General features: G+C 54.9%; 23 protein-coding genes and 1 pseudogene. 15 read left to right on the top strand and 9 right to left on the bottom strand.

What is annotated here, in order from left to right; genetic code table 11:
• Positions 1-106 precede the first annotated feature (106 nt).
• Both AC1RKC_RS09260 and mgtA read left to right on the top strand, forming a co-directional pair.
• Positions 107-805, top strand: coding sequence for an MgtC family protein (locus AC1RKC_RS09260; protein WP_044552178.1), 699 nt, complete (start codon positions 107-109; stop codon positions 803-805).
• Between the two features lie 199 nt (positions 806-1,004).
• A complete protein-coding gene (gene mgtA, locus AC1RKC_RS09255; protein ID WP_046373219.1) occupies positions 1,005-3,704 on the top strand; it encodes a magnesium-translocating P-type ATPase in 2,700 nt (899 codons plus the stop codon).
• Positions 3,705-3,740: 36 nt separating this feature from the next.
• Here mgtA and AC1RKC_RS09250 read toward each other — a convergent pair whose 3' ends face one another.
• The 4 genes from AC1RKC_RS09250 to AC1RKC_RS09235 all read right to left on the bottom strand — a co-directional run bounded on the left by AC1RKC_RS09250 (position 3,741) and on the right by AC1RKC_RS09235 (position 6,153).
• Positions 3,741-4,514, bottom strand: coding sequence for a DUF3307 domain-containing protein (locus tag AC1RKC_RS09250; RefSeq protein ID WP_261139257.1), 774 nt, complete (start codon positions 4,512-4,514; stop codon positions 3,741-3,743).
• A gap of 2 nt (positions 4,515-4,516) precedes the next feature.
• Positions 4,517-5,113, bottom strand: coding sequence for a SatD family protein (locus AC1RKC_RS09245; RefSeq protein WP_046373221.1), 597 nt, complete (start codon positions 5,111-5,113; stop codon positions 4,517-4,519).
• A gap of 114 nt (positions 5,114-5,227) precedes the next feature.
• Positions 5,228-5,692, bottom strand: a complete 465-nt coding sequence (locus AC1RKC_RS09240) for a DMT family transporter (protein ID WP_046373222.1) — start codon at positions 5,690-5,692, stop codon at positions 5,228-5,230.
• Between the two features lie 5 nt (positions 5,693-5,697).
• Complete coding sequence (locus AC1RKC_RS09235; RefSeq protein WP_020827566.1) at positions 5,698-6,153, bottom strand: DMT family transporter; 456 nt, start codon at positions 6,151-6,153, stop codon at positions 5,698-5,700.
• Between the two features lie 105 nt (positions 6,154-6,258).
• Here AC1RKC_RS09235 and AC1RKC_RS09230 point away from each other — a divergent pair, with 105 nt between their 5' ends.
• Complete coding sequence (locus AC1RKC_RS09230) at positions 6,259-7,176, top strand: LysR family transcriptional regulator (RefSeq protein ID WP_020827565.1); 918 nt, start codon at positions 6,259-6,261, stop codon at positions 7,174-7,176.
• An 80-nt stretch (positions 7,177-7,256) separates the two neighbouring features.
• Here AC1RKC_RS09230 and AC1RKC_RS09225 read toward each other — a convergent pair whose 3' ends face one another.
• Positions 7,257-7,436: a hypothetical protein gene (locus tag AC1RKC_RS09225; RefSeq protein ID WP_020827564.1), complete on the bottom strand. Its 180-nt coding sequence runs from the start codon at positions 7,434-7,436 to the stop codon at positions 7,257-7,259.
• 252 nt (positions 7,437-7,688) lie between these two features.
• On the opposite strand from AC1RKC_RS09225, the gene AC1RKC_RS09220 reads away from it, so the two are divergent.
• The 3 genes from AC1RKC_RS09220 to arsC all read left to right on the top strand — a co-directional run bounded on the left by AC1RKC_RS09220 (position 7,689) and on the right by arsC (position 9,824).
• Positions 7,689-8,018 (top strand): metalloregulator ArsR/SmtB family transcription factor, encoded by a 330-nt coding sequence (locus AC1RKC_RS09220; RefSeq protein WP_020827563.1) that lies wholly within the window; start codon positions 7,689-7,691, stop codon positions 8,016-8,018.
• 69 nt (positions 8,019-8,087) lie between these two features.
• Positions 8,088-9,371: an arsenic transporter gene (locus AC1RKC_RS09215; RefSeq protein WP_488765103.1), complete on the top strand. Its 1,284-nt coding sequence runs from the start codon at positions 8,088-8,090 to the stop codon at positions 9,369-9,371.
• Positions 9,372-9,392: 21 nt separating this feature from the next.
• A complete protein-coding gene (arsC, locus tag AC1RKC_RS09210; RefSeq protein ID WP_020827561.1) occupies positions 9,393-9,824 on the top strand; it encodes a glutaredoxin-dependent arsenate reductase in 432 nt (143 codons plus the stop codon).
• Positions 9,825-9,862: 38 nt separating this feature from the next.
• Here the strand turns inward: arsC and AC1RKC_RS09205 are convergent.
• From AC1RKC_RS09205 to AC1RKC_RS09190, 4 genes and pseudogenes are all read right to left on the bottom strand, one after another.
• Positions 9,863-10,126: pseudogene (locus tag AC1RKC_RS09205) on the bottom strand (arsenical resistance protein ArsH); the annotation flags it as partial.
• 75 nt (positions 10,127-10,201) lie between these two features.
• A complete protein-coding gene (locus AC1RKC_RS09200; RefSeq protein ID WP_149572739.1) occupies positions 10,202-11,158 on the bottom strand; it encodes a Dyp-type peroxidase in 957 nt (318 codons plus the stop codon).
• Between the two features lie 633 nt (positions 11,159-11,791).
• A complete protein-coding gene (locus AC1RKC_RS09195) occupies positions 11,792-12,142 on the bottom strand; it encodes a hypothetical protein (RefSeq protein ID WP_020827558.1) in 351 nt (116 codons plus the stop codon).
• A 245-nt stretch (positions 12,143-12,387) separates the two neighbouring features.
• Positions 12,388-13,614: a M24 family metallopeptidase gene (locus AC1RKC_RS09190; protein ID WP_493092345.1), complete on the bottom strand. Its 1,227-nt coding sequence runs from the start codon at positions 13,612-13,614 to the stop codon at positions 12,388-12,390.
• A 598-nt stretch (positions 13,615-14,212) separates the two neighbouring features.
• Here AC1RKC_RS09190 and AC1RKC_RS09185 point away from each other — a divergent pair.
• The 9 genes from AC1RKC_RS09185 to kynA all read left to right on the top strand — a co-directional run bounded on the left by AC1RKC_RS09185 (position 14,213) and on the right by kynA (position 22,826).
• On the top strand, positions 14,213-15,421 hold the full coding sequence (locus AC1RKC_RS09185; RefSeq protein WP_115058573.1) for an MFS transporter: 1,209 nt from the start codon (positions 14,213-14,215) through the stop codon (positions 15,419-15,421).
• A gap of 62 nt (positions 15,422-15,483) precedes the next feature.
• Complete coding sequence (locus AC1RKC_RS09180; protein ID WP_197022773.1) at positions 15,484-16,350, top strand: cupin-like domain-containing protein; 867 nt, start codon at positions 15,484-15,486, stop codon at positions 16,348-16,350.
• Entirely contained in the window at positions 16,337-17,560 is a 1,224-nt protein-coding gene (locus tag AC1RKC_RS09175; RefSeq protein ID WP_115058574.1) for an 8-amino-7-oxononanoate synthase family protein, read from the top strand. Before AC1RKC_RS09180 ends, AC1RKC_RS09175 begins: the two co-directional genes overlap by 14 nt.
• Positions 17,557-18,420 carry an HpcH/HpaI aldolase/citrate lyase family protein gene (locus AC1RKC_RS09170; RefSeq protein WP_260628284.1) on the top strand — a complete coding sequence of 288 codons (864 nt, stop codon included), beginning with the start codon at positions 17,557-17,559 and terminating at the stop codon, positions 18,418-18,420. Before AC1RKC_RS09175 ends, AC1RKC_RS09170 begins: the two co-directional genes overlap by 4 nt.
• On the top strand, positions 18,417-19,304 hold the full coding sequence (locus AC1RKC_RS09165) for an acetaldehyde dehydrogenase (acetylating) (protein WP_256813543.1): 888 nt from the start codon (positions 18,417-18,419) through the stop codon (positions 19,302-19,304). The genes AC1RKC_RS09170 and AC1RKC_RS09165 overlap by 4 nt, the downstream gene beginning before the upstream one ends.
• A complete protein-coding gene (dmpG, locus tag AC1RKC_RS09160; RefSeq protein ID WP_234530384.1) occupies positions 19,288-20,289 on the top strand; it encodes a 4-hydroxy-2-oxovalerate aldolase in 1,002 nt (333 codons plus the stop codon). The genes AC1RKC_RS09165 and dmpG overlap by 17 nt, the downstream gene beginning before the upstream one ends.
• A gap of 2 nt (positions 20,290-20,291) precedes the next feature.
• Positions 20,292-21,242, top strand: a complete 951-nt coding sequence (locus AC1RKC_RS09155; RefSeq protein WP_234530410.1) for an ornithine cyclodeaminase family protein — start codon at positions 20,292-20,294, stop codon at positions 21,240-21,242.
• Entirely contained in the window at positions 21,236-21,730 is a 495-nt protein-coding gene (locus AC1RKC_RS09150) for a MaoC family dehydratase (RefSeq protein WP_020827549.1), read from the top strand. The genes AC1RKC_RS09155 and AC1RKC_RS09150 overlap by 7 nt, the downstream gene beginning before the upstream one ends.
• 253 nt (positions 21,731-21,983) lie before the next feature.
• Positions 21,984-22,826 carry a tryptophan 2,3-dioxygenase gene (gene kynA / locus AC1RKC_RS09145; RefSeq protein WP_020827548.1) on the top strand — a complete coding sequence of 281 codons (843 nt, stop codon included), beginning with the start codon at positions 21,984-21,986 and terminating at the stop codon, positions 22,824-22,826.
• Positions 22,827-22,832 lie beyond the last annotated feature (6 nt).

The raw sequence follows: 22,832 nt of genomic DNA, 5'->3' as shown, positions 1-22,832 counted from the left end.
CCCTCCTGGCACTTATACGCTCAATCGCTGATTTATTATCGGCGCGATTTCGCGTGTGCTAAAAAGCACATGATTTTATCTCCTGTGGTTATTTAAGGGGAAAGTCATGGCTATGACTCCTTTTGTTTTAAATTTATTACTGGCGATGAGCTTGGGCGCCGTTATTGGCGCAGAACGGCAATGGCGCCAGCGTATGGCCGGCCTGCGTACCAATGCACTGGTGGCGACCGGGGCGGCGGTATTTATCCTCAGCTCCATGTCTACCGACCCTTCCAGCGCCGGCCGGGTTGCGGCACAAATTGTCTCTGGCATCGGCTTTTTGGGAGCCGGGGTGATCATGCGTGAAGGCCTGAATATCCGCGGCCTTAATACGGCGGCCACGCTCTGGTGCTCAGCCGCAATAGGCGTGCTGTGCGGCCTGGGGCAGTATTGGAACGCGGTGCTGGCGACGCTGGTGATCCTGTGCGCCAATATTCTGCTGCGCGAAGCGGCGCAGCGCATCAATCTGCAGCCGCAACAACAGGCGACCGATCTGGAGGTGTGCTACCGCATACAGGTCACCTGCGGCGAGCAGGACGAAATACTGGTACGCACCCTGATATTACAGGCGCTAAATGGCGTGGCATTAAGATTACAATCATTGCGCAGTGCCGATATTGCTATTCCCGGCCAGCTGGAGGTTTGCGCGGAAATAACCGCTAACCCTTCGGTGCAAAAAGAGATTGAGGGTATTGTCTGTCGCGTCAGTCTGGAAAAAAGCGTCAGTGCTGTACGTTGGCGTATCGCTTCTGAATTGCCTGTCTAATAAGTCATTAATGTTTCACTGTACTCAGTGATAAGGAGGCGTCATGGACGGTGACCCCGAAAGCTTAATTATTCAGCGTGCACGACGCGGCAATAATTCGCGTTAATCACGCCAACTAAATAAATTCCATTCTGTGCTTATTCACCTGTTAATCAGGCGGGGTATCCCTGTGCGCAGAGTAAGATAAGAGAATTGCATTATGACCTATATTAATGAAACCGTACGTCGCCGGGATAAAAAATCGACGCCATACGCCATCGCACAAGAGGCGAAAAACAGCGTTGACCAGACGCTGGCAAATTTAAAATGCAACCGTAATGGATTAACCCAGGAGGATGTTGATGAACGCCTGACGCAGTTTGGTATTAATCAGGTAGCTCATGAGAAGGCTCCGCACGCGTTGGTGCAGTTGTTCAGCGCCTTTAATAACCCGTTTATCTATGTACTGATGGTGCTGGCTGCGATCAGTTTCTTTACCGATTACTGGCTGCCTGCCCGGCGCGGTGAAGAAACCGATCTCACCGGTGTCATCATCATTCTGGTGATGGTGTCACTCAGCGGGCTGCTGCGCTTCTGGCAGGAATACCGCACCAACAAGGCGGCGGAAACGCTGAAGTCGATGGTGCGAACCACCGCAACGGTGATGCGTCGCAGCAGCTACAGCGCACATCCGCTGACGCTGGAGGTCCCGATCCGCGAACTGGTGCCGGGCGATATTATTCAGCTCTCTGCCGGGGATATGGTACCGGCGGACGTTCGCCTGTTGGCGTCGCGCGATCTGTTTATCAGCCAGGCCATTCTGACCGGCGAGGCGATCCCGATTGAGAAATACGACGTTATGGGCAACGTCAGCCAAAAATCGAGTGAGGACGAAGTCTCCAGCGAACATGCGCTGTTGGAGCTGTCGAACATCTGCCTCATGGGCACTAACGTCGCCAGTGGTACCGCCACGGCGGTGGTGGTGGCAACCGGCGGACGCACCTATTTCGGGTCGCTGGCGAAGTCGATTGTCGGCACTCGTTCGCAAACCGCGTTTGATCGTGGGGTTAACAGCGTCAGTTGGCTGCTGATCCGCTTTATGTTGGTGATGGTGCCCATTGTGTTGCTGATCAACGGGTTCACCAAAGGCGACTGGAGCGAAGCCGCTCTGTTTGCCCTGGCGGTGGCGGTTGGGTTGACGCCAGAAATGCTGCCGATGATCGTCAGTTCCAATCTGGCGAAGGGCGCTATCGCCATGTCGCGACGCAAAGTGGTGGTCAAGCGCTTGAACGCCATTCAGAACTTTGGCGCGATGGACGTGTTGTGCACCGACAAAACCGGCACCCTGACGCAGGATCGCATCATCCTTGAGCACCATCTGGATGCCAGCGGGACCAAAGACAATGAGGTGCTGCACCTGGCCTGGTTGAACAGCTTCCACCAGAGCGGAATGAAAAACCTGATGGACCAGGCGGTGATCCGTTTTGGTCGCGGCAAGCCGGGCATCGAGGCGTTGGGCCGCTACAGCAAGGTCGATGAGCTGCCCTTTGATTTTATACGCCGCCGTTTATCGATCGTGGTGGCGGATGAAAATGGCCAACAACGCCTGATTTGCAAAGGGGCGGTGGAGGAAATGCTCGAAATTGCCACCCATGTGCGCGACGGGCAGCAGATTTTACCGCTGGATCAGGCTCGGCGTGAGGCGTTGCAGGCGCTTGCCGCTCAATATAACGAAGAGGGATTCCGCGTGCTGGTACTGGCAACGCGAGATCTGGGCGAACAGAAAAATGCTCTGCCGCTGAGTATTATCGATGAACGCGATATGGTGATCCAGGGCGTTCTGACCTTCCTCGATCCACCGAAGGAGAGCGCACAGGAAGCGATCGCCGCCCTGCAGGAAAACGGCGTAGCGATTAAGGTTTTGACCGGTGATAACCCGGTGATCACCTGCAAAATCTGCCGCGATGTTGGCCTGGAGCCGGGTGAACCGCTTTCCGGTCCGCAAATTGAGCAGATGGACGACGCCACGCTGGCGCAAGAAGTGGAACAGCGCACGGTCTTCACCAAACTGACGCCGCTGCAGAAGTCGCGAGTGTTGAAAATGCTGCAGGCGAATGGCCATACCGTCGGGTTCCTCGGCGACGGCATTAACGATGCGCCGGCGCTGCGCGATGCCGACGTGGGCATTTCGGTCGACACCGGTACGGACATCGCCAAAGAGTCGGCAGACATCATTTTGCTGGAAAAAAATTTGATGGTGCTGGAAGAGGGGGTGATCAAGGGACGGGAGACTTTCGGCAATATCATCAAGTACCTGAACATGACCGCCAGCTCCAACTTCGGCAACGTGTTTTCGGTGCTGGTGGCCAGCGCCTTTATTCCGTTCTTGCCGATGCTGGCGATCCACCTGCTGATCCAGAACCTGATGTACGATATCTCTCAGCTGTCGCTGCCGTGGGACAAGATGGACAAAGAGTTCCTGCGCAAGCCGCGCAAGTGGGATGCGAAAAACATTGGCCGCTTTATGCTGTGGATTGGGCCAACGTCGTCCATCTTTGATATCACTACCTATGCGCTGATGTGGTTTGTTTTCGCCGCCAACAGCGTAGAGCATCAGGCGTTGTTCCAGTCCGGCTGGTTTATTGAAGGTTTGCTGTCGCAAACCCTGGTGGTGCATATGCTGCGCACCCAGAAGATCCCGTTTATTCAGAGCACCGCCGCGCTGCCGGTGTTGCTGACCACGGCGCTGGTGATGGGGCTGGGTATCTATCTGCCGTTCTCGCCGCTGGGCGCACTGGTTGGGTTGCAGCCGTTGCCGTGGGAATACTTCCCGTGGCTGGCAGGTACCTTGGTGAGCTACTGCGTGGTGGCGCAGCTGATGAAGCGTTTCTATATTCGCCGCTTCGGTGAGTGGTTGTAATAAGTGCCGGCTGTAGGGGCGAAATATTATCCGTCTCTACAGCATTTTTTTCACCAGCAGACCCAGCATGATGGTCAGGGTAAAGGAAAACAGCGTACCCAGTAGCACATACTCGGTACGCATTTTGTCATCGCTCTGGCGCAAATCGCCAAAGCGAAAGATTGACTTGGCTGCCAGCAAAAAACCGACCGCCGGGATTTGGCCGATCAGCACAAAGGTCAGGATCAGCGTTCTTTCCAGATAGCCAATTTGCTTGCCCGCACGTAATAACGAGTCGTTATCGGCTTTGGCTGAAGGAGGCATCTGCGGTGCCCAGTGAGCCAAAAGCTGGCCAATAAGCACGCCCATCGGCATGTAAATCACCAAATACGTCACCACAACCAGCCCAGCCTGCCAACCGGCAATGGCCGCTCCCAGCGCGCTAAGCAGGCCATGGGCATTGGGCGTCAGCGACAGCCACAGCAGTGCAATCACCGTAAGATGCAGGCCTTGATCGAGCAGAAAACCGCCCGCTTGACTGATGCGCGTCAATAACGTGACCTTCAACAGGTCAATCAGCCAGTGGCTGATGGCGATAACCAACAGGGCGGTCAGCACCTGGCCGGAAGAGAGTCCGCCATGCAGCAACGCAAAACCGGCCACCACCCAGGCGGCCAGCACGCCGTGCAGTAAGGCATGCAGCAACAGGAAACGAGAACGTGCGCGGTGACGAGCCTTATCCTCGACCCAACTGCGCGGCTGCAGCGGGAAGTCGGCAAGCAGGTGAACCACCAGCAACCAGGTCAGCAACGGCGCGTAGCTCAAATCCATATTCAGGTGATCCTGTTAATCGCGTGAATAAATCGCATAATTTCCTCGTAGGCCGCGCGTTTCAGCGTTGCAGAAACGGTGGAGGCGGCCTTTTGCAGCTTTTCCGCTACCTCTTGGCTGGTGTCGGCGAAGAAACGTGCCTGGACGACCTGCGCTTCGGTCTGTGAAAGGCGGCTAATCACATGATCTAACATCGGCAATAGATCGCTGACAATGGCATTTGTCTGCTCATTGTCATTTTTCAGAGCCAGTCGGCAATTTTTCATCAAAGCGTCCAGGGCCTGGCCAGAATTCACAAAGGCGCTGCCATAACCGGCGGTTTGTCCCTGGTCGCTGCCGAGGCCAACGGCGATGCGGGCATCCCAATGGCGTGAGTCCATCGCTCTAAGCGCAATACGGATATACACCGCCAGCAGCAAACCGGATTGCGGTTCGGCCACCGCTTGAAAAGCATCGCCACGGAAAATCTCGAATCGCTCAATAAGCGTAGCCCGTTGCAATTGACTCAGCAGGGCATTTAACCCGGTAATGTAGTGAGTGGTGTCTAATTGCCGTGAATTGACCAGATCGCCGGTGATCACGCTAACTTGTGCTGGCATCTCTTTTTCTACTCTGAAGCGGGAGTTATCGGTAAATTTCGCACCTCAAGGCGAATATGTCAATAATTCGTATCTGAGTGCGAATATGGTAAATATTCGTCTCTCAAGGCGAAATCAACGCCGCCGCTGAATAGGCTCAAGCATCAGCTTAAGCAGCGATTTCTCCATCCGGGCCACATAGACGCCCAGCAGGATCAGCCCCACGCCCAAGATCTGCGCGCTGATGGTATCGCCACTGTCGCGCAGGCGGTCGATAACCACACCTGCCAGCATTTGGCCACTGATAATCAGTAGTGCGGCGCGCAGGGTGCCGAGACGCGGCAGAACATAGCTATTCAGCGCGACAAACAACGCCCCGATGACACCGCCAAGGTAGGCACCCCACGGGGCCTGGCCGAAGGTTGCACCGTTGACGCTGCCGGTTGCTACCAGCAGCAGGCTGAGGAACAAAAAACCGACGATATGATTGCAAAGTGAGGCATGAAAAGCGCCACGATCCAGCGCCAGACGACCGTTGATTGCGCGGCTGAGGCCGATACAGACGCCGTTGAGTAGAGCGAGGACTATCAGGGTAAACATGGGCGTTACCTCAGGAAAATGAGCAGAGCGCAGCCGCAGAGGATCAGCAGCGTGGCGACGATATCGTTGAGACTCAAACGGCGTTTAAGCGAGCCAAACCAGCCGCAGCTGTCGGCGAGCATGCCGAACAAAACCTGACCGGTGAGCATCAGCGCCAGGCTGCCGGAAAGCGCCAGCGGGCTGTTGACCGTAATGGCGGCCAGCACCACCGTCAAGGCACCGGGCAGACCGCCCAAATAAGCCCAGCGAGGCGTCCTGGCCGATGAGGGCGCGCGGCGCGGAGTACGACGGTTCAGCAGGAGCAGCAGCAACCAGGCGGTGATGGCGCCCATACCGTGAGCCAACCACGAGGCCAGCAAGGGGGAGTTATAGCTGGCCAGCAGGCTGTTGATGGCAATCATCAGGGCTAATAGGGCACCGGCGCCCAGCGCCAGCAGAGGATCGGAAAAACGTTCACGCATCAGGGTTTCAACTTCAAAATTAATTTGAAGAGCAGCCTATATTGTTTTTGTTTAAAGCTTAATCCACTAAAATGGAAACTCATTGTTGAGAAAAGTTGACTGATAATGAACGATCGCTTTGCAGCAATCCCGGTATTTGTGGCGGTGGTGGAATGCGAAAGCTTTTCTGCCGCCGCCGAGCGACTAGGCATCACCAAATCGGCAGTAAGCAAACGCATCACCCAGCTGGAACGCTCGCTGGGCGTGCAATTATTGCAGCGAACCACCCGCAGTTTGAGCCTGACCGAGGCCGGTGAGCAGTATTTTGGCTATGCACGCAATGCCTGTGCCGTAGCGCAAGAGGGAGAGGATGCGGTCACCCGTTTGCAGGGACAGCCTCAGGGCTGCCTGAGGATCAGCGTACCTATGGTGTTTGGTCGTTTGCATATTGCCCCGTTGATCCCCCGTTTCCTGGCAGCTTATCCGGCGGTGGAGATCAACATGATGATGGATGACCAACTGGTCGATTTGGTCGAAGGGGGCTATGACCTGGCGATCCGCATCGGTCGACTGGCCGACTCGAGTCTGATAGCCCGGCGTATTGCGCCGTGCAACAGCGTCTTGTGCGCAGCACCCTCCTATCTGGCGCGCTGTGGAACACCGACGGACATGGAGCAATTAGCGAAGCATAACTGTTTGTTTTACAGCTATTTCCGCGGGGGGAGCGAATGGCAGTTCGACGGGCCTGCGGGGGCTGTACGTTTCCAACCCAGAGGCAATTACCAGGTGAATAACAGCGAGGCGTTGCGTGAAGCGTTGATCGCCGGTTTGGGGATTTGTCAGATGCCGACTTTCATCGTTGGAGACGATATTGCGCAGGGGCGACTGCTTGAGTTGATGCCGGACTATCGGCTGCCCGAGCATGCCATTTATGCCGTCTATCCACAGCGCAAATACTTACCGGCTAAGGTATCGGCCTTTGTCGATTTTCTACTGGCTCAGCTCGGAGGAGAGCGGCCTTATTGGGATACCCCGGATCGCTGATAACACCCCGTCGCCATTCGACCGGGAATACGCGTGCCTATAGGTACGCCACCGGCGAAGGGAGATTAAGGTGCGGGGTGTTAGAAACTTTTCACCAGCACTTCGCGCGGCTGTTCGTTGCCGTGCTTCAACAGATAGTCGAAAGATTTCTCGCTACTTTTCAGCTGCTGCAGAAATTCCTGCGGTGACAGGTCGTGTTTTTTGCCGCTCATATAAGCCAGCGCCAGTTCTTTTGCCTGATAACGTGAGAAGTTGTACATAAGAGCCCTCTAAACGGTGGATTTCACGCTAGAGATTGTAACGAAAGAGCACATAATGAACAGTCGCTTTGGCGTATGGAATCAATAGCTGAAACTTAACTCAGGTTGAGTGAGCGTTTTCACCGGGCCATCGCGAAAGTGAGCCATTCTGCGCAATCTCCACAAACATTAATATTCACTAATTCATATATGTTTCTTGGCGTTTTTCCTCCTTCGGCTTATGATGGCGGTTATCGTAAAAGGAGGATCCCCATGACATCACTGACACCACTGGCATTGTTTAAAAATCTGTCGGAGGAAACTCGCCTCACGCTGGTGCTTTTGCTGCGCCAGGCGGGTGAGCTGTGCGTGTGCGAATTGGTCAGCGCATTGGAGGAATCGCAACCCAAAGTTTCTCGTCACCTCGCGATGTTACGTGAAAGTGGTCTGCTGATCGATCGTCGCGAGGGCAAGTGGATTTACTACCGCCTGTCGCCGCATATGCCGGCCTGGGCGGCGGCAATCATCGAACAGGCTTACCTTAGCCGGCAACAGCAGGTGACCGAGCTGGCGCAGCGCGCGTTAGGGGCGGTCTGCCGGTAACGCTAAAAAATTTAAATCAATATATTCGAAATAACATATATGTTTGATGTGAGAGACTAAGGAGTTGTGATGGTGTTGGCCGGGGCAATATTTATCCTGACGATCGTTTTGGTGATCTGGCAGCCGAAAGGCTTGGGCATAGGCTGGAGTGCCTGTTTCGGCGCGCTGTTGGCATTGCTGACCGGTGTGGTACAGGTCGGTGATATTCCGCTGGTCTGGCAGATCGTCTGGAACGCTACCGCGACCTTTATCGCGGTGATCATTATCAGCCTGCTGCTGGATGAATCCGGCTTCTTTGAATGGGCCGCGCTGCATGTTGCGCGCTGGGGCAAGGGCAAAGGGCGCTGGTTGTTCACCTATATTGTGCTGCTGGGCGCCGCGGTGGCGGCGTTGTTTGCCAATGACGGGGCAGCGCTGATCCTGACGCCGATAGTGATTGCGATGCTGCTGGCGTTGGGGTTCAGTTCAGGGGCAACGCTGGCCTTCGTGATGGCGGCGGGATTTATCGCCGATACCGCCAGCCTGCCGCTGGTGGTGTCCAATTTGGTGAATATCGTCTCCGCTGATTTCTTTCAACTGGGTTTCACGCAGTATGCGGCGGTGATGGTGCCGGTGAACCTTGCCGCCATCGTCGCCACGCTGGTGATGTTGCACCTGTTCTTTCGCAAGGACATTCCGCGCAGCTATGACCTGAGGTTGCTGCGGCCACCGCGTGAGGCCATTCGCGATTTGCCGACGTTTAGAGCCGGTTGGGGCGTATTGGTGTTGCTGCTGGTGGGGTTTTTTGGGCTTGAGCCGCTGGGCGTGCCGGTTAGCCTGGTCGCCGCCGTTGGTGCGTTAATCCTGCTGCTGGTGGCGAAAAAGGGGCAGGCCATCGACACTGCTAAAGTGTTGCGGGGTGCCCCCTGGCAGATCGTGGTCTTCTCACTGGGGATGTATCTGGTGGTCTACGGGCTGCGTAATGCGGGGCTGACCGATACCCTGGCCGGTGTGCTTGATTTTCTGGCCGAGCGCGGAATTTGGGCAGCTACGCTGGGCACCGGTTTCCTGACGGCATTTTTGTCCTCGGTGATGAACAACATGCCGACGGTGTTGGTAGGGGCCTTGTCGATTGACGGCAGCAATACCGAAGGCGTAATTAAACAGGCAATGATTTATGCCAATGTCATAGGCAGCGATCTTGGGCCGAAAATTACGCCGATCGGTAGCCTGGCCACGCTGTTGTGGCTGCACGTGTTGTCGAAGAAAAGCATCGTCATAAGCTGGGGATACTATTTCCGGGTCGGGGTAGTAATGACCCTGCCGGTGCTGTTGGTTGCGCTGACCGCCCTGGCCCTGCGCCTGTCGCTTTAGCCATAACTCAGAGAGAACGCCATGAGTAACATCAAGATTTACCACAACCCGGCTTGCGGCACATCGCGCAATACGTTGGCACTGATCCGCAACAGTGGTGTGGAACCGACGGTGATTTTGTATCTGGAGACACCGCCCGACCGCGAGCAATTGATCAGGCTGATCGCCGATATGGGAATATCTGCGCGAGCCTTACTGCGTAAAAACGTCGAGCCTTATGAATCGTTGGGGCTGGCAGATGCAGGCTGGAGTGACGAACAATTGATCGACTTTATGTTGCAACAACCGATATTGATTAATCGACCTATTGTGGTGACACCCTTGGGCACCCGTCTGTGTCGACCGTCGGAAGCCGTGCTGGATATCCTGCCGGATCCGCAGCAAGGCCCTTTCACCAAGGAAGACGGCGAGCCTGTGATCGATGCGCAAGGGCGGCGAATTTCGGTGAAATGAGCATTAAAGGCCCGCGATTGGATTGCGGGCCTGACTTTTTAGATGCTGCGTTGATTGACTCGTGCAGACAGTTCAGCCGCGCGCTCTTTTCTCTTGCTGTAACGGTCGACCAGATACCTGGCATTGCCTCGCGTCAGAAGGGTAAACTTCATCAGTTCTTCCATCACGTCAACGATTCGATCATCGTAGGCGGAAGGTTTCATGCGGCCATCTTCTTCAAACTCTTGCCACGTCTTGGCAATAGAAGAGGGGTTGGGGATAGTGAGCATTCGTATCCAGCGCCCTGAAATACGTATCTGATGCGGGCGTCGACAGCCGATGTTGCAGTTGGCAGAACTGCCCCCCAACCGACCGGGGCAGTCATTGCTCATCGGGGATTATTGTGGGGCGTCACGCTCAGCCAAGGCTTCCAGCAGGGTTGCCGATGGCGTAAAGAACAGGCTGCCGGTGACCGCGCGGCTGAAATCCAACAGGCGATCATAATTGCCGGCTGGCCGACCAACAAACATGTTCTCCAGCATTTGCTCGATGGGCTGAGGGGAACGCGCGTAGCCGATGAAGTAAGTGCCGAACTCCCCCATGCCGGGTTTCCCGAACGGCATATTGTCACGCAATATTTTGACTTCATTGCCTTTTTCATCGGTCAGCGTCGTCAGGGAACTGTGGGATGACGAAGGCTTGACGTCTTCATCCAGTTCAATATTGGATTGCTTGTGGCGACCAATAATGCGTTCTTGCGTTTCAACGCTCAATGAATTCCAGCCTTTCATGTCATGCAGGTATTTTTGTACCAGCACGTAGCTGCCGCCTGAAAACTCAGCGTCTTCCTCGCCAATCACCGTATAGTCGAAGGCTTCGTGCCCTTCGGGGTTTTCTGTACCATCGACAAAACCAATCATTGCCCGCTGATCGAAGTAGCGGAAACCGTGCACTTCCTCTATTACCGTCACGGCATCGCCAAGCTTGTTCATCAACTGTGTGGCGAGTTCGAAGCACAAATCCATCTCGTCGGCGCGAATGTGTAGCAGGATATCGCCAGGGGTCGAAACGGCAACGCGGTCGCCGGTGCCTATCTCACGAAAAGGATGAAGCAGCGCCGGACGGGGCTGGCCGAACAGCCGATCCCAGGCCGTAGAGCCAAATCCGCAGACGCAGGACAGATTGCCCGCCGGGGATCTTTTGCCGACGGAACGGATTACGCCGCTGATATCCGCACACCAGCCACGCACCGCAGCAAGCTGAGCGGGGTTGGGCGACAAGGTGGCGACCAAAAATATGGCATGACGTGTAACGGGGCTGAAGACAGCCTGAGGTTGTTGATTTTGGGTAGTCATAGCATCCAGTGCCGAGGAAAGTCAGAGCTTAAAACTAATCTATTTTAGCGGTTACGCCAACTGATTAACCCCAGTTGGCGTGTGGAAAGCCCAACGCGGAGCGTGAATAAAAACATCTCTATCAGCGAAGATGCACTGGCATAGGGTATCGTCAGGATGACACAGGCATGAACTGGGTCGTCGCAGCACGTAAATTGAAGCTGGATGGCAGCAACCGGTATTGGTTGGTTAACGATTGAATGTACAGTAGTCAGTAATGCCGTTCAGGAAACGTGGGGGAGAGCAAGGCGACAGCGATTTACTGACGCCTTTAATTAACCAATTTATGGAGGAAAGCATGGTCGTTAAAACTAGGGAATTTAGCTCCCTTTCTGCGGCTTGCCTAAAGAGAATTTAATTATTAAGTATATAAGTCTTACTAAGACAATACCGCAGCTAATTGAAACCAACAGAACGGAAATGCCTCTCGGTGCGGGATACCATGTTGAAAAGCCTACCCCAGCCCCGCTTAGCAAGGATGAAGAAAGAAATATACCCAGAATAACTGATGTTATTTTTATAACTTTATCATTCATGTAATCACCTAAAAACGGCGAGTATCCTGCCCGTAGTTATTTTCTTTAACGTTACCGTCTACCAAGAACATTTGCCACCGGAACTTGACCCGCATTTATTCCCGCCTTTGCCCATACCTACGTTACCGCCACCCTTGTTGCCATCCTTGAAACAACCGCCGGTAACTGCGCCGCCAACCAATCCCATAGCGGCGCCAGGTAGCCCACCAAACGCTCCTAAAGCTGTACCTGCCACCATGCCATTGATACAGTCTTCCGACGTGTTTTTAGTATAGTAGTCACTTGATCCGCTTTTGTTACCGCCATTGTTTTTTCCTTTATTCTTACGACTATTGTCCGCACGGTCTCCGCCATTATTACCACGGCCGCCGGCGATAGAGTCTAATAAAGAATGATCAATCGTTTTCATAACCAACTCCCTTTGAGTTTATGATTTTTTATTATGCTTCACCTTGATGGTGGATTGATTATTAACCCAAGTCATTTTGCATATCAACAACTATTTTATCCGGAGTGTATAAAATGGAATGAATTAATGATTGCATTAATATGAAGTGTTAAATGAGATGAGTAAATATAATCGATATTAAAGTTTCTCATTATTATGGGGAGAGTTGTTTTTAAATCCGAGCGGCGACGCCGCCCGGCAGGGGATCAGGACATCAAATTGAAAGGGTCATCAATAGATTTCGCCGGCGCGGTAAACCAGCGCGCTCCGTCTTCGGTGACGTAGAAATGATCCTCAAGACGAATGCCGAACTCGCCTGGCAGGCATAGCATGGGTTCGATGCTGGCGCACATGCCCACGTCGAGCGGCTCCTGCTGCTTGCGGATCAGATACGGCGCTTCATGAATGTCCAGCCCGATACCGTGACCGGTACGGTGCGGCAGCCCCGGCAGCTGATAATCCGGCCCAAAACCATGAGAAACCAGCGCTTCGCGCGCGGCATCATCCACTTTATGGCAGGGCACGCCGGGCGCGATTACAGCAAATGCCGCAGCCTGCGCATCATGTTCAGCCTGCCAGGCAAAGCGTTGGCGCGGGTTGGCTTCGCCGTAGACATAAGTTCGGGTGATATCGGACAGGTAGCCCTTGTAGCGACAGCCGGTATCCAGCAGCACGACATCGTTATGTTGCAGCGGGTTGGGGGCTTTTACGCCATGAGGAAACGCGCTATCGGATCCGAACAGTGCAATGCAGAAGTAAGAACCGGTGGTGCCCATTTTGCGATGGGCCTGATCGACAAACTCGACCAGCTCTCTGGCGGTGATCCCTGGGCGCAATATGCTTGCCGCCGCCTGTTGGACCCGCAGGGTAATGTTATTCGCGGTTTGCATCAGCGCAATTTCGGCCGCCGATTTGCGGCTGCGGCAGTACCCGGTGATCGGCAGGGCGCTGACCAACTTTATTTCACCGGCATGCTGTTGCAGGCCGAGGAACAGCGTGACCGACGCGGTTTCGCAAATGGCCACTTTGAGTTGGCGGCCCGAACCTGTCAGCCCACGCGCGGTCAGTACGGTGAAGAACAACCGGTAGGGATCTTCTTCCTCATGCCAGCTAAATATCTCCCCCTCAATCACCTGCGCGTCCTTGAACGTGCCGATCTCAAACCAGGGCGCAATATAGGCGATTTCCCCCTCGGCCGGGATCACCGCGCCCACCATACGTTCGCTGGGCGACCAGGCGGTACCGGTAAAATAGAGCAGGTTGCTGCCGGCATTGAGGTAGCAGGCATCAATGCCGTTGTCGCGCATCAGGCGCTGTGCGTGCTGAATGCGTTGCCGGTATTCCACCGCGGCGATTTCAGGCGGGTTGTCCGTGAGCGGTTGCAGCTGTTCCAGGGCCTGTTGTGGCGTACTACCGCCAATGCCTGTAGCCATGTGTTCTCCTCGCGTGATGTTAATGCCAGGGCCAATGTCCCCGCGCGTCAAACCTTCATCATAAATAAAGCGCGGCAGGAATACTTGGCTCCAATAGGGAGTAAAAATGACGATTACGGCACAGTTTCTATTTTCTACGCCGCTATAGCGCCAGAGGGCCCTGAGAGTGTGGTTCAAAGGGCGTCATTCGCAGACTGAAAATTATTATTTTCACCATAATTAACACTTAACTCACTGTAATTAAATATGAATGCAATAACGCATCAATGTGATGCAAAAACGCTCTTGTAAATAATGATTAGCGTTGCTAATTCTTAATGCCCATGCATTAAAATTGTTTATGATAAATTTCGGGGGCTTTTTAAGATGGCGAATTAATAATTATTAACCAAGATGATTTCAACGCGAACAATATTCTATGGCCTGAGCTCCATTCGGGAGGGGTTAATGCCTGAGCGTTACCTTCGCTTTATTGTTACGCATAAATAAATAGTTAAGTTATTTATTTCATTGAGTGTGCCCGATCAAATAAATGAGTGGGTATATTCGATTGATATATTCATTCGTTCTTTTAGCGAATATCTATTGAGAGCACCTTATGGAAACAGAGGCCGTTGAGTCCAAGTTTAGTTTTGGTTCTTATACCCGATTATTGTCTGATTCCGGACATGCGACGCTTTCATTGTTTGGCCTGCTGGTCAGGTTTCCGGTGGCGATGCGGTCCATCAGTTGCATAATGTTGATTTCCGCCACTATGGACTCGTTATGGATTGCCGGAACCGTGGCGGGAACATTAATGATTACGCAGGCGATAGCCAGCCCGGTTTTAGGCCGATTTGCCGATAAATTCAGCCAGCGAAAGGTGCTTATTATTACCTGCTGCTGCCACGTCATTGCGATCCTTTCGTTAATTGGCTTGGTGCTGCTGAATATGCACTTATGGGCAATTATGGCGGCGGCCATTGCTACCGGTTGTTCGTCGGTGCCGGTGGATGGATTTATTCGTACTCGCTGGGCCTCCATGGTGACCGATGAAGCGCTACGAACCGCGTACGCGTTAGAAACCGTGCTTGATGAGATCATTTTCTTATTGGGGCCGTTAATCGCCATTGTTTTGGCCACGGCATGGCACCCCGCAGCGGGGCTGGCGTTATGCGCCGCGCTCACCTTCAGTGGTTCTCTGGCCCTGGTGTTACATCGGCGTTCTGAGCCGGTTATTGTGCACAAGAGCGCAGAAAGCGACCGTCGGGCAATCAGCATGGTCTGGGTACGGGCGTTAATGATCTCCTATGCGGCGGTAGGTCTGTTTCTTGGCTCAATCGACGTCATGATGATCGCCTACGCCAAAGAAATAGGCAATCCAACCCTCGCCGGCGTGCTGTTATCCATTTGCGCCGCGGGCAGCCTGGTGGGCGGCACCTGCTACGGCGCCATGAACTGGTCTTTATCGCAACCCCGCCTGCTGCTGATCACCTCCGCCACCCTGTGTGCCGGCACGCTCCCGCTGATTTTCACCAGCGTTCCCGTTGTCATGGGTATTTCCGCTTTCGTCGCCGGGCTGTCGGTGGCGCCGTTATTGATCACCTGCAGCAACCTGCTGGAGTCCTTGACGCCGAAAGGGTGTTTATCCGAAGGCTTCTCCTGGTTGTCCAGCGCCGGCTGGCTGGGCTTTTCACTGGGCGTCTCGGTGGGTGGACAGCTTTCTGATCAAAGCGGAGCGGGTCAGGTGGCCTGGGTAGCCATGGCCGCCGGAACACTCGCTTTATTATCCAGCCTGTTTAGCCAGAAATTACTCAGCAATAAATAAAAACTACGCCCCAAAATATCGGGGCCTCACATTATTATTTTCGAAACAGGAAAACGGCAATCGTGAAACAGTTAACGACGGGGGTTCCCGTTCCGCGCATGACCTTTAAAGAGTTCGTCGCCTTTGGTGTTGAAGCTATTTTCCGAGCCGACGTTCCGGTCATTATTACCGATTTACCCATTGATACCAGCATAGGGGCGAGTGACCTGATCTCACAACGCTTGGGCGATGATAATGTCACCTTGTTCCGAGAGGCCAGTAATAAAGAAAATACCGAACGCTGGCAAACCATGAAAATTCAGCTGCGTGGTTTTTTGGAAAATAAAGAGTACCAAAGCGACAACAATACCTGGTATCGCGTGGTGTCCAATATTATGCACCGCCCCGAGGACGTCAATAATATCCTTGGCTTTGATGCTTTTTCCCTGCTGGCCTCCCGTCGTGGGTTGAACGCCGCCAATTTATGGGTCAGCTACCACGGGGTATTTACCCAAAGCCATTTCGATGAGCTGGAAAACTTTAATATTTCTTTGCAGGGCAGAAAACGGTTCATTCTTTTTCCTCCGGGCCGCAGAGATTACTATCCGCGATCTATCCTGCAGGGGTTCGGCGATAAATCGCAGGCCTTTGATTTTGACAATATCGACCCGCAGCGTTTTCCCCGCTTGGCGGCAAAAATCCCGCAGCGCCGCGACTTTATTTTAGAACCCGGTGAAATGCTGTATTTGCCGCTGGGGTGGTGGCACCAGGCCGAATCTTTAGACGATCTGAATATCAACGTTAATTTTTGGCTGTGGGATCTGAAAATCCTGCGTCGCCCTTATGTTTTCTACTCCGCGCTCTACACGGCGGCTTACCGCAAGTTTAAAGGCATCTACAACTATCAACCAGAACCCACCAAGAGGAAGGCACTTGATGAGCAGCCGTAAGCAGATCATTCCCACGAACAAATTCCGCAACAACGATAAGGCCATCGGCATAGGCAATCCTTTCTGGGATATGTCAGAGCAAAACGGCCTTGCGGGTATCGTTGCCGGGCTCGATAACGACCTGTTGTCCACCCAAAGTGGCCATCAGTTTGTCAATTTCAGCTGCTGCTCTTACCTGAACCTGGACTCCCACAGCAAGGTGGTCGAAGGTGCTATCGACGCGGTGCGCCGCTACGGCGTGTTGGATCACTGCATCGCCCGCAGTCGGGTCCAGCTCCCTGCCATGAAGGAGTTGGAAGCGTCGCTGGGTGAGCTGTTCCAGGCTGATGTACTCAGCGGCGTGTCAGCGAGCAGCGTCAGCGGCGGCTTGCTTCCTCTTATAGCTTCGGGCCATTTAGGCAACGGTGTGCGGCCTTTGATGATTTTCGATAAGCACGCCCACGTATCGCTGGCAGCTGCCAAACCCGCCTGTGCCGATGAAACCGAAGTCGTCACCTGCAATTATCATGATTTGAATTTCATTGAAGACTGCTGCAAGCAATATCAACGGGTCTGTTACGTGGTCGACGGCAGCGATAGCCTGGGGGGCTATGCTCCGGTCAAAGCCCTGGCTGAACTGCAGGACAAATACGGCCTGATGGTGTTTTACGACGATTCGCATTCGATCTCCGCTTATGGCGAACGCGGTATTGGCTATGTTCGTTCCCATAGTCCGGCGTTGGATGAAAACACCATTATGGTGGTCACGCTCAACAAAGCTTTCGGCACCAGCGGGGCGGCGATATTGCTCAACGGTTATTCGCAGCAGATGCTACGCCTGGTCGAACGCTTTGGCGGCGGGCTCAACTACTCGCAAAACCTGAATACGGCGGCCATCGGCGCCAGCCTTGCGTCGGCGGAAATTCACCGAACGGCCGAATTGCCCCGGTTACAAAAGAAACTGTACGACAACATCGCGCTGTTCGATTCCCTGATCCCGACGGAGCAAAGCGGCAATACCTATCCGATCCGCCTGGTGCCGATGAGCGATGACCGGGTGATCGAGGCGGGGCGCCAGGTGATCGAGGCTGGCTTCTATGTCTCGCCGGTGTTTTTCCCTATCGTCGCCAAAGGCACCGCCGGCCTGCGAGTCATGATGCGAGCCGGACAAACGCAAGAACAGATCCGCGGCCTGTGCCAGGTGATCTCTGCTGTCAGGGGGCCGCAATGACGGATATCGCCCGGGCTGTTCCCCGCAGCATTCTGTACACGCCGGCCTTGTCACTAAACCGTGTGGTCAAGGCTCTGTCTTATGACGCCGATGTGCATTTGATGGATCTGGAGGACTCTGTTCCTGGCCCGGCCAAGGCAGAGGCCAGAAACATCTGCCGTACGGCTCTCGATAATGCACCGCCGTCCGCAAATATTGCCGTGCGAATCAACGCGTTGGGTACTCTTGATGCGGTGCATGATCTGGTGATGTTGTGCTCCGGCCAAACCACGCCTGGCTTTATCGTAATGTCGATGGTTCGAACCCCTGCCGAGGTGGTTTTCCTGCGTGAAACCTTCGCCTCAGCCGGAAGGTTCCCAGAAATTTACCTGACGATAGAGACCGTCGAGGCCATTACCGATCTGGACAATGTCGCGGCGGTGGCGGATGGGCTGATTTTTGGTTCTGCAGATTTGGCGGCCACGTTGGGGGTGCCGATCACCTGGTCCGGGATGCTGGCCGCTCGTCAGGCGATGGTGTTGGCGAGTGCCAGACACGGTATTGGCTGTATCGATACCGCCAATTATCGGCTTTCCGAACCCGACGTGTTGGCCAATGAAATTCAGTGCGTCAAAGATCTGGGTTTCCATGGCAAAGCCACCGTTCATCCCAGCGAGCTCGAACTGATCAACTCGACGTTACGGCCCTGCGAGAGCGCACTCTTGGCGGCAAGCCGCATTACCGATGCTGTGAAAGCGGCGCAGGGGGGAATTGCCTTGTTGGACGGGCACATGGTGGGGCCGCCTTTTGCCCGCATGGCACGTAATACCTTGCAATCCGGCAAGGCCTGGGCCGACCGTTTCGGCAGGAGCAACTCATGACGCTCTCCGTCGCTGTCATTGGAACCGGCGCCATCGGCATGGATCTGGTCAATAAGATCCAGCGTTCCCCGCTGCTGCATTGCGGGTTGCTGGCGGGGCGCAACAAGGACTCCGCCGGTCTTGAGGTCGCAGCCCGCTTGGGTTGCCCGACCAGCGCCGGTGGCATTGACGCTGTGTTGGCGTCGCCAACGCCTTTTGATGTGGTTTTCGACGCCACCAACGCGATGTCGCATGTCAGGCATTGGGCGCTGCTGCGTCCGCTGGGCACCTTACTGATCGACTTAACCCCCAGCCACCTGGGCAAAATGATCGTGCCTACGGTGACGGGAACCGATGCGCTGGCCGAGCGCAATGTCAGCCTGATCAGCTGCGGTGGACAGGCGTCGATACCCATTTTGCATGCCCTGAGCCGACATTTTCGCATCAACGATATCGAGGTGGTGGCGACCGTCGCCAGCAATATTCTGGGGCGGGCCACCCGGATCAACATCGACGAATATGTGGACACCACGCAGCGAGCGCTCAGCGCTTTTACCGGCGTAGCCAACACCAAGGCGATCCTTAATATCAGCCCGGCCGCGCCACCCGCCATGTTCAGGGTCACCATTTTCGCCGGTATTCCAGGGGTCACAAAGGAACAGATCACTCCGGTGCTTGCTGGGGCCGTTGAGGCGGTGCGGGGATTCTCGGCGGGCTATTCGCTTACGGCTCTTAACGTCAGCGAAGGACGCGTTTCGATCTCGCTGGAGGTGGTTGCCAGCAGCAAGGTGATGCCTGAATACGCCGGGAATCTGGATCTGATTAATTCTGCCGCCATCCTGGTTGCCGAACAGTATGCGAGCTATCGAAATAAAACGGAGGGGGCTAATGGCCATTCTGATTAACGACTCAACCCTGCGTGATGGTCAACACGCCGTGAAGCATCAGCTCACGGTGGCTCAGTTACGAGACTACGCGACGGCGGTAGATAAAACGGGGGTGGCGATTGTCGAGGTTGGCCATGGCAACGGGCTTGGCGCCTCCTCGTATCAGGTCGGGCGCGCGGCGTTGAGTGATGAAACCATGTTGAACACCGTGCGCGAGTGTTTGCAAAACAGCAAGATGGGCGTGTTTATGCTGCCCGGTTGGGGAACCATCGTCGATCTGTCGAAGGCGTTATCCTGCGGTGCGGATGTGGTGCGCATCGGTACCCATTGCACTGAGGCAACCTTGGCTGAACGTCATCTGGGATGGCTGCGAGATCACGGGGCAGAAGCGCATGCGGTACTGATGATGAGCCATATGGCCACTCCCCAACAGTTAGCCGATCAGGCTCAACTGCTGGTGGAGTACGGTGCGCAGGCCGTCGGCATCATGGATTCTGCCGGCAACCTGTTGCCGCAGGATGTGACCGAACGCATCACCGCGATGCGGTGGCAGGTGGATGTGCCGCTTATTTTCCACGCCCACAATAATTTGGGCATGGCGGTGGCCAACTCGGTTGCCGCCGCTCAGGCCGGCGCTAGCGTGATTGATGGCTGCGCCCGCGGATTCGGGGCTGGGGCAGGGAACACCCAACTTGAAGTTCTGGTACCGGTACTGGAACGTTTGGGGTTCAACACCGGCATCGACCTTTATCATTTTCTCGACGCCGCCGAGCTCGCCGCCCGGGAACTGATGGTCACTCCACCGATGATCGACTCCGTGGGCATTGTCAGTGGCCTGGCTGGCGTTTTTTCCGGCTTTAAAAATCCGGTGTTAAGCCATTCTGCTTCTGCGGGGGTCGATCCGCGTGACGTCTTCTTCGAATTGGGAAAACGTCAGGCCGTGGCCGGGCAAGAAGACCTTATCGTAGAAGTGGCCGCGCAGTTGAAGAGGATCGCCCTGTGACGATGCAAATCATCAATGCAGCTGAAATGTCCGGAGAGATCCGACTGCGGCAGGTCATGGCGATGCTGAGTGAGGCGTTCGGGGATTTACGTCGCGGTGACGAACAATCACCGACGAGGACCTTACTCCAGCATGGTCCTTCAGAGACGTTGATCAGCCCGGCGGCCTGGAACAGACGCGGTGTCGCCAGCGTTAAAATCACTACGCTCACGCCCGGCAATGCTGAGAGAGGGTTGCCATTGATCCATGGGGTGGTGCTGCTCACCGACATCGATACGGGCCAGATGCTGGCCTTGTTCGATGGCGCTAGTCTGACCGCGTTGCGAACCGGTGCGGTGGCCGGACTGGCGACCCAGCTGTGTGCTCCGGAGCAGGCTGGCGATCTTGCTATCCTCGGGGCAGGGGTTCAGGCACGGGCCACGCTGTTGGCGATGCTGGCGGTGCGACAGATCCGCAGGGTGCGCATTTTTTCCCGTTCGGCGCTCAGAACGCAAGAGTTTGCGCGCTGGGCTCGTACGCTGACTACCGCACCGGTCAGCGTTTGCAGTAGCGCATTCGAGGCCGTGCAGGGGGCGGATCTTATTTGCACCACTACCTCAACCCGTGCCCGTGAACCTTTGGTGTATGCCGATTGGGTAGCGCCAGGGGCCCACCTGAACATTATCGGCGGCACCCACGAGGACGCCATTGAGGTCGACCCCGCGTTATTGAAAACCGCCTTTGTCGTGGTGGAAACCGGCGCGGCTGCCAGGGAGGATGCGGGGGAGATTCGAAGCGCTATGGCGGAAGGATACATTCAGCCTGAAGGACTGAATGAGCTGGGCGCTCTCGTGTTGGGTGAGTCCGCTGCAACGGCGGGGCAGACCACGGTATTTCGCAGCGTGGGGCTGGCCATCGAAGACACCGCTGCCGCGCTGGCGCTATACCCATTCAGGGAGAAAAAACCATGTTAAGAAAAGTCGGCGAAAATGAGTATCAGGAAGAGCACGGCGGGGACTATGAAGACTTCGAAACCGGCATGACGATCAAACATTGGCCGGGGCGCACGCTTTCCGAAGCCGACAACACCTGGCTCACCCTGTTGACGATGAATCAGCACCCTTTGCATTTCGACAAGGCCTATGGCGCCCAAGCGGAATATGGCCGCGTTTTGGTCAACAGCAGCATCACGCTGGCGTTGGTCAGCGGGATGACCGTGCAGGCATTGTCTGCCAGGGCGGTGGCCAATCTGGGCTGGGAAACGGTGCGCCTGAAAGAGCCGCTTTTTGTCGGTGATACGCTTTACGCCATCAGTAAGATCCTGGCTAAACGGCCGTCAAAATCCCAACCGAACAACGGCATCATTACGGTGGAAACGCGGGGCATCAAATCCACGGGCGAAACGGTGATCACCTTCGAACGATCCTTTATGGTTCGACGACGAGATTACAGAGAGCCTTGATTTTCAGCGGTTCGGGGATCGGCAGAGCAATGTTGATGCTCAGGAGTCGCTGATCCCATCCCCGCGGATAATCACTGCGGGGATTTTCAATCCAGGCAGACATAAGGAGGGAATCAACCTGACATGACCAACCCTGAAATCTGCGAGGCAACTCTCGTTTATAGTCCTTCGGGTTGGGGCGATATGAACTATTGTTTTCTGTTTGCAGCACGCTACACACCGCTTCCGGTCGTGGGCGCAGCGGAGATAACAGATGAACAAACGGGAATTAGAAAGCGCGATTGTCACCGATTTTTCCAAACGCATGAGCTATGGCGACTATCTGTGCCTGGATCAACTGCTGGACTGCCAGCACCCGCTGTCCAACCCGCAACACCATGATGAAATGCTGTTTGTGGTGCAGCACCAGACGTCGGAGCTGTGGATGAAGTTGATGCTGCATGAACTGCAGGCGGCGCGGATGCTGGTGCAACAAGATAAGCTCAGTCATTGCTTCAAGATCCTGGCGCGGGTCAAACAGATCCAGCGGCTGCTGTTCGAGCAATGGGCGGTGCTGGAAACCCTGACGCCGTCGGAATACGTCGAGTTTCGCGACGTGCTGGGCAGTTCGTCGGGCTTCCAGTCCCATCAATATCGCTCGATTGAGTTTTTGCTCGGCAACAAGAATGCGGCCATGCTGGCGGTGTTCAGCAACGATGCGGAAAAACACGCGGCGCTGAAGGCCATTCTTGAAGCGCCCAGCCTGTACGATGAATACCTGCTTTACCTGTCCCGCCACGGTCTGCCGATCCCGCAGGAGTGTATCGAACGTGACTGGACGCAACCTTACCAACGTAATCCAAACCTGCTGCCGGCCTTTAAAGAGATCTATGACCATCCACAAAAGTATTGGGAAGCCTATGAAATGGCCGAAAAGCTGGTGGATATAGAGGAAAGTTTCCACCTGTGGCGTTTCCGGCATATGAAAACGGTAGAGCGGATTATCGGCTTTAAAACGGGCACCGGCGGTTCGAGCGGCGTCAGCTTCCTGAAAAAGGCGCTGGAGCTGACTTTCTTCCCTGAACTGTTGGATGTGCGCACCGAAATCGGCGCCTAGCTTAGG

The sequence above is a fragment of the Serratia sp. GW822-FHT06E05 genome (assembly GCF_058799445.1).
Note: the sequence above shows the minus strand (reverse complement) of the source record. Positions and strands in the feature narration are given on the sequence as shown.